The 13,284-nt window shown below is 35.8% G+C and carries 12 protein-coding genes; 10 read left to right on the forward strand and 2 right to left on the reverse strand.

What is annotated here, in order from left to right; all coding sequences use genetic code 11:
- The 10 genes from STA7437_RS16105 to STA7437_RS16150 all read left to right on the forward strand — a co-directional run bounded on the left by STA7437_RS16105 (nt 1) and on the right by STA7437_RS16150 (nt 10,679).
- The gene (locus tag STA7437_RS16105; RefSeq protein WP_015194448.1) at nt 1-534 is read left to right on the forward strand and encodes an RDD family protein; all 534 of its coding nucleotides are present in this window, start codon (nt 1-3) and stop codon (nt 532-534) included.
- Nucleotides 535-684: 150 nt separating this feature from the next.
- Nucleotides 685-879, forward strand: a complete 195-nt coding sequence (rpmG, locus tag STA7437_RS16110) for a 50S ribosomal protein L33 (protein WP_015194449.1) — start codon at nt 685-687, stop codon at nt 877-879.
- A gap of 40 nt (nt 880-919) precedes the next feature.
- Nucleotides 920-1,135, forward strand: coding sequence for a 30S ribosomal protein S18 (gene rpsR / locus STA7437_RS16115; RefSeq protein ID WP_015194450.1), 216 nt, complete (start codon nt 920-922; stop codon nt 1,133-1,135).
- Nucleotides 1,136-1,233: 98 nt separating this feature from the next.
- On the forward strand, nt 1,234-3,249 hold the full coding sequence (locus tag STA7437_RS16120) for a ribonuclease R family protein (RefSeq protein ID WP_015194451.1): 2,016 nt from the start codon (nt 1,234-1,236) through the stop codon (nt 3,247-3,249).
- Between the two features lie 18 nt (nt 3,250-3,267).
- Nucleotides 3,268-3,627: a hypothetical protein gene (locus STA7437_RS16125; protein WP_015194452.1), complete on the forward strand. Its 360-nt coding sequence runs from the start codon at nt 3,268-3,270 to the stop codon at nt 3,625-3,627.
- Nucleotides 3,628-4,239: 612 nt separating this feature from the next.
- Nucleotides 4,240-4,581: an STAS domain-containing protein gene (locus STA7437_RS16130; protein WP_015194454.1), complete on the forward strand. Its 342-nt coding sequence runs from the start codon at nt 4,240-4,242 to the stop codon at nt 4,579-4,581.
- 100 nt (nt 4,582-4,681) lie between these two features.
- The gene (locus tag STA7437_RS16135; RefSeq protein ID WP_015194455.1) at nt 4,682-7,261 is read left to right on the forward strand and encodes a TIGR03960 family B12-binding radical SAM protein; all 2,580 of its coding nucleotides are present in this window, start codon (nt 4,682-4,684) and stop codon (nt 7,259-7,261) included.
- 444 nt (nt 7,262-7,705) lie between these two features.
- A complete protein-coding gene (locus STA7437_RS16140; RefSeq protein ID WP_015194456.1) occupies nt 7,706-8,647 on the forward strand; it encodes an NAD(P)H-dependent glycerol-3-phosphate dehydrogenase in 942 nt (313 codons plus the stop codon).
- A gap of 262 nt (nt 8,648-8,909) precedes the next feature.
- A complete protein-coding gene (locus STA7437_RS16145) occupies nt 8,910-9,506 on the forward strand; it encodes a peroxiredoxin (protein ID WP_015194457.1) in 597 nt (198 codons plus the stop codon).
- A 405-nt stretch (nt 9,507-9,911) separates the two neighbouring features.
- Nucleotides 9,912-10,679, forward strand: coding sequence for an RNA polymerase sigma factor SigF (locus STA7437_RS16150; protein WP_041620089.1), 768 nt, complete (start codon nt 9,912-9,914; stop codon nt 10,677-10,679).
- Between the two features lie 168 nt (nt 10,680-10,847).
- Here STA7437_RS16150 and crtB read toward each other — a convergent pair whose 3' ends face one another.
- The gene (crtB, locus tag STA7437_RS16155) at nt 10,848-11,774 is read right to left on the reverse strand and encodes a 15-cis-phytoene synthase CrtB (RefSeq protein WP_041619494.1); all 927 of its coding nucleotides are present in this window, start codon (nt 11,772-11,774) and stop codon (nt 10,848-10,850) included.
- Nucleotides 11,775-11,864: 90 nt separating this feature from the next.
- A complete protein-coding gene (gene pds, locus STA7437_RS16160) occupies nt 11,865-13,283 on the reverse strand; it encodes a 15-cis-phytoene desaturase (protein ID WP_015194460.1) in 1,419 nt (472 codons plus the stop codon).
- Between the last annotated feature and the right edge of the window lies 1 nt (nt 13,284).

The following is a 13,284-nucleotide window of genomic DNA, read 5'->3' on the forward strand; positions in this document are numbered from 1 at the left end:
ATGTCTCCAGATGAATTAAGCTATAGAAGGTTTCCTAGAGTCCCCATCAAACGAAGAGTAGGAGCTTTTTTAATTGATTTTGTCACAGTTTGGTTTGTTAGTTCTTTTTTTGGTAATTCCATCCAATGGCTCATTTTTATCCTTGGTTGGTTAGTAATGAGAGTTGTAGTAGTCGACAAAAATCAAGGACAAAGTTTAGGTAGTTGGGCGTTGGATCTGAAAGTTATTGATGCGCGTTTTAATAAAATTCCTGATTTAGTTGTTTTGGGTAAAAGAGAAGGCATTCTCGGTTTCGCTGCGGTACTCGCTATGTATGGGTTAGAAATTAACCTTAGAAATGGTTTATCAATGTTATTGTTACTAACCCCTCTGCTCGTAGACTGTGGTATAGCGTTTGCTGACGAAGAACTCAATCAAGCTTTTCATGACCGTTTAGCTTCAACTATTGTGATTCAAACTCCCAGAGGTTACTCTTTAGATTTGAGACTCAAAAAATTACTTGCTCAAATTAAGAATAATATGCGAAAATATTGATTTGCGTGTGAACAGTACTCCGCCCTATCAGGGTGTTTTGCGTTGCGTTCACTTTGTCAATACAGTGATTAGGTCTGCCGACTAGAGATCGGCGTATCTCACTGTAAATATAGATAACTCTATAAGTTGTAATTAATTTTTCTTGAAACAATGGCAAGTAAAAAAGGTGTCCGCATTATTATTAATTTAGAATGCACTGAGTGTCGCACTAACTCTAACAAACGTTCTGCTGGAGTATCTCGTTACACAACCAGCAAAAACCGTCGCAACACTACAGCGAGATTAGAACTGAAAAAGTTTTGTACCCATTGCAACAAACATACGGTTCACAAAGAAATTAAATAATTAAAATCAATTAATTTATTAATCAAATACAGCAAAAATCATGGCATATTATCGTAAACGTCTTTCTCCAATCAAACCTAGCGATCCAATTGATTATAAAGATATTGAATTATTACGTAAATTCATCACTGAAAGAGGAAAAATTTTACCTCGTCGTATAACTGGTTTAACCGCTCAACAGCAACGAGACTTGACCGATGCGGTTAAAAAAGCTCGTTTAATAGCTTTATTGCCCTTTATTAATGCAGAAGGCTAACCAAGAAAAAACTTATTTTCTTCTGGTTAAGACAGATTTAAGTTCAAAAAGGTAGACTGAATATTAAGTCGTAAAATCAATGTTAAAGCACAAAGCTGGTGGAAAAGGGAACACTGATTGAATTCAGAATACAAGGAGAGCGTCGTCTTGCAGTTGCCGAACGACCAGAAGGAAAAAAAGATTGGATTGTAATTGATGAGAGTGGGCAGTCGCATAAAATACGTCCTCAGCGCGTAGAATATACCGTTAATGGTGGTTTGTATAAGCCTTCTGACATTGCCAATTTTATCAACGAAGCTCAATCTTACCTCGATCCAAGTAGTTTAGAAGTAGCTTGGGAAATATTGGTAGAAGATGGTGATTTAGTGACACCCCAACAAATGGCTGAATTACTATTTTCTGACCAATCTCCAGCTTTGTGTTATGCTGCTCATCTTCTTTTAAGTCAAGATAAAATTTACTTTAAAAATAAAGGTGATGCTTACGAACCACGTTCAGCAGCACAAGTAGAAGAAATTAAGCATCAACTAGAAGTAGAAGAACAAAGAAATCGCGAAAAAGAAGAATTTATCAGCCATCTTCAACAAGCGTTGGCAGGAAAACCAGTAGAATGGACAGAAAGCGATCGCAATAAGCTGGAAACATTAGAAAAATTTGTTATTCAACCAGAATATAACTCTCGTGTAGCTCAAGAAATCCTAAGTTTAGCTAGGAAAGGAACTGACTCTCAAGCAGCATTTGAGTTATTAGTAGAATTAGGATGGTGGAGCAAACATGAAAACTTATTTTTACGACGTAGTTCTTATCCTACGTATTTTCCCAAAAAGGTACTTGATGTGGCGCAATTTTATCTGCAATCTCCACCGTTTGACCCTGACTCGAATCGTCTTGATTTGACTCATTTAAAAGTCTACACAATTGATGATGAAAGTACAGAAGAAATAGATGATGGTTTAAGCGTTGAATACAGTGAAGATGGAAAGTCAGCTAAACTGTGGATACATATTGCCGATCCTAGTCGAATAGTTACTCCTGGAGATGAACTAGATTTAGAAGCCCGTCGTCGTAGCACTAGCTTATATTTACCGACAGGAATGATCTCGATGTTTCCTTCGGAACTTGCCACTGGACCAATGAGTTTAATCCAAGGTCAAACTTGTGCAGCTTTAAGTTTTGGCGTGGTGCTTGACGAAACAGGATTAGTCAAAGAATACAGTATTCACCCAACTTTGATCAAACCTACTTATCGTCTAACTTACGATGATGTCGATGAAATGCTTGATTTGGGGGTTACTAAAGAACCTGAAATTGCCGAATTAGCTAAATGGGCGAGTTTAAGAAGAAAATGGAGACAACAACAAGGCTCAATTCAAATCTTGATGCCCGAATCTTTGATTAAAGTCAAAGAAAACGAAGAAATTATCATTGAATTGTTAGATGAGTCTAAATCTCGGCAATTAGTTGCAGAAATGATGATTTTAGCTGGAGAAGTAGCAGGCAAATACGGACAAGAACACAATTTACCTCTACCTTTTCGCGGACAACCACAACCAGAGTTACCTCCAGAAGAAGAACTGCTGCAATTACCACCAGGACCGGTACGTTTTTGTGCCTTGCGTCGCTGTATGCCTCGTAGTGAAATAAGTACTACTCCTGCTCGACACGCAAGTCTGGGTTTGGATAGTTATATCCAAGTTACTTCTCCGATTAGAAGATATACTGATTTGCTAGCTCACTTTCAGATTAAAGCTCATTTGCGCAATGAAAGCTTACCATTTTCTGGAGAAGAGTTACAGGAAATTATTTACAGCGTTGCTAATTCAGCGTATGAAGCTACTTTAGTAGAACGTCAAACTAATCGTTATTGGGGATTAGAATATTTACGACGTAATTCTAACCGCGTTTGGGGAGTGTTAGTATTGCGTTGGTTAAGAGAAGAAGACCGTTTAGGAATTATTTTATTAGAAGATTTGGGATTAGAATTACCTCACCGTTTTGAAAGAGCGGTAACTTTAGGCGATCGCTTAGAAGTTCAGGTTACTCGTGCAGATCCTCATCGAGATGAAATTCGTTTTCGAGAAATTACTCCTTCAGAAATTCAAGCAACTGTTTAATTGAATGATGACTAGGCTGTGAATCAACTTCAAGTTAATCAAATTGTTTGTTTAGAGCAAGATAATTTTTGTCTTTACTGTGAAGTTATTCAACTTATTCCTCAGCGAAAATATTGCTGGGTTAGACCTTTGTTACTAGTTTTCTTTAATTCTTCATTCTCAACTGCTGATAGAGCGATCGCACTTAATAATAGTTCCGATCTACTCTTGCCTGAAAGTTTATTTAGAGCAGCTTTTGATACAGAAATGCTCAATGTATTATCTTTACTGCCAGAGTTAGAAACAAATTCAGAAACAAACTATCAAGTTCAGCAAGAGCTAAGTGGTTGTATTCAAAAAGTTTGGCAAGCTAATCGCAATTTATTTGATACTGTGTAAGCTGATTAGCTTAGAAATCGATCTAAAGTAGTAAAGATTTATCTTTTTACTATTTAGAACTATTTAGGTCTTTTATCAATAAATTATAAATTTAAGAAAACTATTTGCTAATATAATCTACTTTTAGAAAAAAAGTTAATAGAAAACTCGGTTAATTACTTTATTTTTTACATTTATATTATAAATTTAGGTAAAAACTGTTTATCTAACAAAATAAATTGTAACTGAAATTACAATTTGTTAAAAAAAATGTAGATAAAATATTTTCTTATTCAAAGAAAAACATTATTTGATGAATTGAAATAATAATTTCAGTATTTTATCTGAGATAAAAATGAGTCAAATAAAATATAAATATATTAGGACTTTAAATTTATTGATTAACTACACAGTTTCTTATCTCAAGGATAACGAAACTGTGGTTTATTTGGACACATCTTATCCTACTTTAACCTTAGCTTTAAATAAAATTCAAATCTTTTTTACTTATGTATCAAGATTCGATAAAGTTAACGGTTTAAGGTAGCTATCTGTAAATTTACAGATTATCCTCTATGGAATAAAAGTAATTAATTTTTTAAGCAATATATAATTTTAACGAAGACAAAGAAAATGAGTAGTACTGCAATATATAACAACATAACTGCTTTTCAACCTCAAGGCTATGTAAGTGCTGCTAATGCAACAGAATTTTTAGAGCAGTTAAGCAAGGCAGTTAGAACTAAAACTGATTCGATTTTTTTAGTAGATATGACAGAAGTGGAATTTATGGATAGTGCCGGATTAATGGCTTTAATTAAAGGCTTCCGTTTAGCACAAAACTTAAATCGTCGTTTTAGCCTTTGTTCAGTTCCACCATCAGTACGAATGATTTTTGAACTCACTCAATTAGATAACGTGTTTGAAATATTTGATAATCGCGATAGTTTTGAAGCTTCAGTTTCACTGAATTAAGTTCAAAAAGCAACTAAGTAAAATCTGTTAAGTATTGGCAAGGTTCGGTATATTAAAAAGGCTAAGATAATTGCCTAGCTTCGTTAAGGAGAAATATGCCGTGACTCTTGCCTTTAATCAATTAATTAATTCCGAAATCAATAAACCAGCGCGTTATCTTGGTAATGAGCTAGGAGCAAAGCATAAACCCTGGAATACGGCTGAAGTACGCTGGATTTTAACTTATCCAGAGATTTATGAAGTTGGTGCATCTAATCTGGGTCATATTCTTCTCTACAATATTATCAATGCTCAACCTAAACAATTATGCGATCGCACTTATTTACCTGCACCAGATTTAGCAGCTAAGTTAAGAGCAACTAATACACCTTTATTTGCTTTAGAATCAAGAAGATCGGTTAAAGAGTTTGATATTATTGGTTTTAGTCTTAGTTACGAGTTAGGGGCAACTAATATCTTAGAAATGCTCGATTTGGCTCAGATTCCCTTAACTTGGCAAGACAGAATTGAGTTAGATTATCCTTTAATTTTTGCAGGGGGACAAACAGCTACATCCAACCCTGAACCTTATGCAGACTTTTTTGATTTCATTGTTTTAGGCGATGGAGAAGAACTTTTACCAGAAATTGGTTTAGTTATTGAAGAAGGAAAAGCAACAGGATTAAGCAAAGAAGAATTATTATTAGATTTAGCCCAAGTACCTGGAGTTTATGTACCTCGGTTTTATGATCTAGCAGAAGATGGTTCAGTTCATCCTAATCGTCCTGATGTTCCCCAAAGAATCTTGAGAAGAGTTGCTACTCCTATTCCTGCCTATTCAATTGGCTTAGTTCCTTATATTCAAACAGTTCACGACCGCTTAACTGTAGAAATTAGAAGAGGTTGCACTCGCGGTTGTCGTTTCTGTCAACCAGGAATGTTAACTCGTCCTGCGACTGATGTTGAACCAGAACAAGTGGTAACGGCAATTGAACAGGGAATGCGGAAGACTGGATACAATGAATTTTCGCTTTTATCTTTAAGTTGTTCCGATTATTTAGCTTTACCTGCGGTAGGGATGGAAATCAAAAACCGCCTCAAAAACGAAAATATTTCTCTTTCTTTACCAAGTCAAAGAGTAGACCGTTTTGATGAAAATATTGCCAAAATCATTGGTGGTACTCGTCAAGCTGGTTTAACTTTTGCACCTGAAGCAGGAACGCAACGGATGCGGGATGTAATTAATAAGGGATTAACTAATGAAGAATTACTTAGAGGTATTAAAACCGCCGTCGAACAAGGTTGGGATAAGGTAAAACTCTACTTCATGATTGGTTTACCAGGAGAAACCGATGTCGATGTAATTGGTATTGCTGAAACTGTTCGTTGGTTGAGACAAGAATGTCGTTTACCCAAAAGAAAACGATTAGATTTTAACATTACCATTTCCAACTTCACTCCTAAACCTCATACCCCTTTTCAATGGCATTCTGTTTCAACGGCTGAGTTTATCCGCAAGCAAGAATTACTGCGTCAAGAATTTCGTGGTATGAGAGGAGTTAAGGTTAACTATACCGATGTTCGGATTTCAGCAATGGAAGATTTCGTCGGTAGAGGCGATCGCAGTTTAGCTGTAGTCGTTCGTCGTGCTTGGGAATTAGGCGCAGGAATGGATTCTTGGTGGGAAAATTTAAATCAAGCCTATCAAGCCTGGGAGAATGCGATCGCAGAAGCTGGTTTAACTTGGAAATATCGTCAAGTAGAACAGGGTGAATGGAATGTCTTTCAGGATCAAAACTCTTTAGATGCGCCTTTACCTTGGGATCACCTCAATACTGGAATTGACAAAGAATGGCTCAAAGCTGATTTACAAAGAGCTTTAGAGGCTGCTACAGTGCCTGATTGTGCTTTTGATGGTTGTTCTCATTGTGGTGTTTGTAGTACCGATTTTGGTCATAATATTGTTGTTCCTCCACCCCCGATTCCTGAATTTGTGGGACATTACCAACCCAATCACACTAGAACTCAAAAAATTAGAGTTTGGTTTGGTAAACATGGTTCAATGGCATTAGTGAGTCACCTAGATTTAGTGAGGCTATTTGACCGCGCTGTCCGTCGTGCTGCTTTACCAATTTCTTATACAGGTGGTTTTCATCCGGGTCCTAGAATTTCTATTGCTAACGCTTTATCTTTAGGTACTACTAGTAGTGGTGAAATTGTTGATTTTGAATTAACAGAAGATTTATTACTGGAAGATTTTCGTCAACGGTTAGTTGCTCAATTACCGAGTGATTTACCTATTTATCAGGTAGAAGAAGTTGAAATAAAATCTCCTGCTGCAACTGGTTTGTTAGAAAAAGCCGAGTATTTAATTACTGTGGCAAGTGAACAAGATTGTAGTTGGGATGATTGGCAAAAATGGATTGAAACCATTAATGAAACCAAAGAATTTTGGTGGGAAAAAACGACAAAATCAGGTAAAAAACAGCAAATAAATTTACGTGATTATTTGTTTGAGCTTAAAATTGAATCAGAAAATCAATCACAAAGTGATTCAGTTGTGCTTCGTTATGTTGGCAGTTGTCGCAATGATGGAACAAAACTTTTACCAGAACAATTAGTTTATATGTTGGAGCAGGTAACTAAACAAGAATTTAGTCTATTAAAAGTTCATCGTCAACGATTAATTCTAGGTACTTAAACTCAAAAAATAAACAATCAATCAGAGGAATTAATTTTCCTCTTTTTTTATTTCATGTAATCAGAAATCACTTATCTATTAATTAGGTTTAAGATAGACAAACTCTTATTGTTGCCTAAAAGCTTTGGTTTATTTTGATTATTGCTCACCCTACAAATAAGTAGCTTCATTTAATTAGACATAAAATATAGCAGTCCTAAATCATTCATGAACAAACATTAACCTAATTTCTGCCTTCTGCTTTTTACTTTTTGACAATAACTTATGTTCACAAATCTTAGAGGATTGCTATAGTTTTGATTTGGGGACTGAAAGATATAGCAGATTGGGGAGATTAGTTTAACTTTTAATTAGATTTTTTCAAAAAATTAAATAAATGAGATTCCCAATCCTCTCTAAAATTAAATAACTAAGTAAAGTAAATCTTAATAAAATATTAAGCTAGTGACTAAACAAAAATATATAGTAACCGTTCTAGGAGCAGGAGTTTGGGGGAATGCTTTAGCTGTTTTAGCCCGTCGCAATCAACATCAAGTACGTTTGTGGTCGCGTCGTAGTTTTGAACCTTTAGCTTCAGCAATTAGTGAAGCCAAAATTATTATTTCAGCAGTTTCTATGAAAGGAGTTAGACCATTAGTCGAACAATTACAAACTGTTCACTTACCAAAACACAGTATTTTAGTTACTGCGACCAAGGGATTAGACCCTCTCACTACTCTGACTCCTTCTCAAATTTGGCAAACCGCTTTTCTGAACCATTCTGTAGTAGTTCTCTCTGGCCCTAATTTATCTAAAGAAATTGAGCGCGGATTACCTGCTGCTACCGTAGTTGCTAGCAATGAGCTTAAATCAGCCGAAACTGTACAGCAAGTTTTTGCTTCTGATACTTTTCGTGTTTATGCTAGTAGCGATCCGCTAGGGGCAGAATTAGGAGGAACTCTCAAAAATGTTATGGCGATCGCAGCAGGAGTTTGTGATGGCTTACAACTAGGCACAAATGCTAAAGCTGCTTTACTAACCAGGGCTTTACCAGAAATGATTCGTGTTGGTACTTATTTAGGAGCAAATCCAGAAACTTTTTTTGGCTTATCTGGTTTAGGAGATTTAATCGCAACTTGTGATAGTCCTTTGTCTCGTAATTATCAAGTAGGTTATCAGTTAGCTCAAGGTTTATCCTTAGAAGAAATTTTATCAAAGTTAGAAGGAACGGCTGAAGGAGTTAATACTACAGATGTTTTAGTCAAAACTGCCGTTCGGCAACAACTTGCCGTCCCCATTGCTTATCAAGTCTATCGTTTACTACACGGTAAAATTACGCCTCAGCAAGCAGTTCAGGCTTTAATGGCTAGAGAACTTAAAGAAGAATTTTCTGATTTAGATTTGTAATTATTTTATTTCAATCTATCTAATTGCTAGCTACTTTTTTAGATACCCTTTCATTTACTATGAGTACTTTTCTGAACATTCAATTGTTTTAAGTACCTAAGCAAAATCGTTATGAGTATGATATATTTGTAAAGGTTCGTAAATATTATTGATCTCAAATCAAGTTAAAGGAAAATACTTGCTTTCAAAGCAAGTAAACCTGTGACATCAAGTCGTAACTTACGAATTAAAACAAGTAGGTATTTGAGGAGACCAAAACAATATGGAAGGATGTTTAAGAGTAGGACAACAAGCTCCTGACTTTACTGCTACTGCCGTTTTCGATCAAGAATTCAAGACAATCAAATTGTCTGACTACCGTGGTAAATATGTAGTCTTGTTCTTTTATCCTTTGGACTTTACGTTTGTTTGTCCTACAGAAATTATTGCTTTTAGCGATCGCTATGAAGAATTCAAAGCATCAAACACCGAAGTTTTAGGTGTCTCCGTAGATAGCGAATTTTCTCACTTAGCTTGGATTCAAACCGACCGCAAAGAAGGCGGAATTGGCGATATTGCCTATCCTCTTGTGTCTGATATCAAGAAAGAAATCAGTACTGCTTATAACGTTCTCGATCCTGAAGCAGGAGTTGCTCTTAGAGGACTATTTATCATTGACAAAGAAGGAGTAATTCAACACTCGACAATCAATAATTTATCTTTTGGTCGTAGTGTGGATGAAACTCTAAGAACGCTTAAAGCAATTCAATACGTACAATCTCATCCTGACGAAGTTTGTCCTGCTGGCTGGCAAGAAGGAGACAAAACTATGGTTCCCGATCCAGTCAAGTCTAAAGTCTATTTTTCTGCCGTTGGTTAGTAATTGATACTAACAGAAAAATTTTAACGGGGAGACGCTCCGCGTAGAGGGGTAACGGCAGGAACGACCCCTCACTAATCTGACCGATTCAAATCATTAATAATTTATATTAACTGTCTCATTACTTTTTTTTGGAGAATGGGACAGTTTTTTTATTAATAAATATCTGCAATTTTTTGAGGTTAAATTTATCAATTTAAAAATAAATTGATAGTAAATTTTATAATTTTATTTTGCTTTTTAAATAAAAATAAACTATTAAAATATTTGCGTATTTGTGCGGAGATCAATTGCAACTTAGTTAGAGATTTCCGTAAAACAACTATGGTGCAGGATTGATAGTGAACAGAAAATTAAATTTAGATTCGCTTAATGATTTTATTGGTTAGTCACTATCTAATTCCTATGTCTACTCAATCTTTTAGTTTTCGTTGTATAGAATTACTGCAAGCCTATGCTTCTAACCCTTCTTTAAAACTACGTAATCAACTAGTAGAACTTAATGCAGGTTTAGTCAGAAAAGTAGCTCATCAAGTTAGTAGAAAATGTGCTGAACCTTATGAAGATCTAGAGCAAATTGGTTACCTCGGTTTAATTAGAGCAATTGAGCGTTTTGATACTCATCAAGGTTCTGCTTTTAGCTCTTTTGCTATTCCTTATATTCGTGGTGAAATGTTACATTACCTAAGAGATAAAGGTAGTATGATGAGGATTCCTCGTAGGTGGCAAGAGCTTTATAATCAAGGCAAAAAACTACGTAAACAATTGATTGAAGCCCTAGAAAGATTACCTTATGATACAGAAATTGCTAAAGCTTTAGGAGTATCTGTACAAGAATGGAGTGAATGTCAATTAGCTCTACAAAATCGTTTACCGATAAGTTTGGATGCATTAGTTAATCAATCTCAAGATTCTTCAATTACTTTTGGTGAAACAATTGCAGATCCTAATTATCAAGAAATTCGACAATTAGAAGAAGACAAAATGCAATTACAAAGGGCAATGAGCCAGCTAGAAGAAAAAACTAAAGCAGCTATTGAATGTGTATATTTATGGGATTTACCTCGTAAAGAAGCTGCTCAATATATTGGCATTAGTCCTATGACAGTTACTAGACATTTACACAAAGGAATAGAACAGTTAGGAGCAATCATGCAACCTCAAGCTGCCTAATCAAGATAGGAGTTTGTATATATGTTTTCAATTGAAAATAATAATTACGCCAATAAAACAAACTTTGGAGTAACAATCATAATTATGACTGAGTTAACCTTAACTAATACTGGATAATAAATAAATGCTATTAACTAGCAATTTAATTAGCCAAACTGATAGTTAGGATCAAATTTGCGCCCTTAACCAGGCTAAAGGTAAAGAAGAAAATTTCGCTACTTTAGGAACAAACGCTCTTTTGCTGAAAACGTCGTATTGATTCTGTTCAATTGCATTCAGAATACCTTGATAAAGTATTAAAGAAGTCCACACGGGTAAACGAGAATCTCTAATTAAATAACGAATGCCTGCTTCTGCTTGATGATAATAGTTTCTAGCTCTTTTAATCTGAAAACGCATTAAAGCTAACCAACGTTCATCAATTACTCCTTGCATTAAATCTTGCTCTGTATAATTAAAAGCTTTTAAATCTTCTAACGGTAAATAAATACGACCTCTTTGAGCATCCTCTCCTACATCGCGCAAAATATTGGTTAGTTGCATAGCTATTCCTAAAGAAATAGCTTCTTCTTTGGGGATATAAGTTTGACCATCTTTTTCCCAAGGTACATTGTTTTGGTTGTTGCTAATTCCTAGGATGGCATTAGACATTAAACCTACTGTACCGGCAACGCGGTAACAATAAAGTTTTAATTCTTCAAAAGTTTCATAACGATTGCGATGTAAATCCATTCTTTGTCCCGCAATCATATCTCGAAAGGGTTGGATGTCCATCGGGAAACTTTTAATTGTATCAATTAAAGCAACATCGGTATCATCTGTTGGCTCTCCTGCAAAGATAGATTCTAATTGTTGTTCCCATTGCGCCAGAGTTTCTATAGTTGTGTCTTTTGCTTCAACGCCATCTACTAATTCATCAGTACGACGACACCAAGCATAAATTGCCCAGATTGCTTTACGCTTTTCTTTGGGCATTAATAAAGTTCCAAGATAGAAAGTTTTAGCGTATTCTGCCGTAATTTGACGACAATATTCGTATGCCTCAGTGACTGAGGCTAAGTTTGTTTTAGGTTTTGATTTAGGCAATTGCAGCATGCGGGAGCAAGAAGAAATACTGTCCGTGGTTAGAACAAGGCAATCGGTTGTTTTTTTAGCCATTGAGCATTTTCTCATTTATTAGCTTAATTAACTACCAATTGTGGCTACTTCTGGTTTGATTTCTTGAGTAGTCGAATTATCAGACGCGATTGCATCTGCTGCTAGCTTACCAGAAAGAACAGCGCCTTCCATACTACCCAAATATTTTTGCATAGTATAACTTCCAGCTAAATAAAAGTTAGCAATAGGAGTTTTTTGAGAAGGACGATAAGCTTGACAACCAGGAACCGCTTTATAAACAGAACGAGGAGTTTTTACTACGCGATATTTTAACAATTTTGCAGGATTTTCACCTGTAAAATGTTGTGGAAACAGTTTTTCTAACTCTTTCATCGTCGCAGCAATAATTTCTTCCTCAGATTTATTAATCCAGTCTTCAGCCGGTGCTAAAACTAGTTCTAGCATAGAGCGGTCAGGATTTGAATATTCACGACAAGTATTACTCATGTCGGCATAAACACTGAGTAAGGGAGAACGAGAAAATAATAATTGATCGATATCGGTCATTTTACGATCAAACCAAAGATGAAGATTTATTACGGGAACTCCCTCTAAACCATTTAATTTTTGAAAGAAATCTAATTCGCGCCAAGATTGAGGCAACATCACTTTGAGCGGATCGACAGACATGGCTGAAACATAAATATCAGCAGTAATTAATTGATCATCTGCACCGTCTAAGCCTCTAATTAAAAAGCCTTTAACTGTTTTGTCTTCATTTAAGAAAATTTCTTTGAGAGGGGCGTTTAATTTGACATCACCACCTCTAGCCTTAATGTAATCAACCATTGGCTGACACAATCTTTCTGTAGGCGAGCCATCTAAAAACGCTACTTTAGAACCATATCTTTCTTGAAGAAAACGATTCAGTGCTGTCAAAGGTACTGTAGCTGAAACTTCCTCTGGGTTGATAAAAGTCAAAGCTTTTGAAGCAGCAATAAAAATATCACTATTGACCCTTTCGTCAACACCTCGCATTCTCAGCCAATCTAAAAGACTAAATTTATCCATGTCTTCAACGTATTGTTGACCCCTCACTACTGCTGGGAGTAAGCCAATCGCAAAACGAATTTTTTGCTCCCAAGTCAACATATCTTTATTGCGAAGAATCGATAAGATGACATTAATAGGTGCAGGCAAATCAGGGACATCGAAGCGAGAATAAGTTCCTGGCTTTTCTGGTTGATTAAATATTAATGTATGTTCTTTCCACTGAAGACGGTCTTCAATCCCCAACTCCTTAAATAATTGAAGCATATTAGGATATGCTCCAAAAAAGACATGAAGTCCAGTTTCGTACCAATCTCCATCTTCATCTTGCCAAGCAGCAACTAAGCCACCTAAGACATCTCTTCTCTCAAGGACTATGGGTGTATGCCCAGCATCTACTAGATATTTGGCACAAGACAGTCCAGCTAAACCTGCTCCGGCGATCGCAACTCGCATT

This window comes from Stanieria cyanosphaera PCC 7437, from assembly GCF_000317575.1.
In the GTDB taxonomy this organism is placed as follows: Bacteria; Cyanobacteriota; Cyanobacteriia; order Cyanobacteriales; family Xenococcaceae; genus Stanieria; species Stanieria cyanosphaera.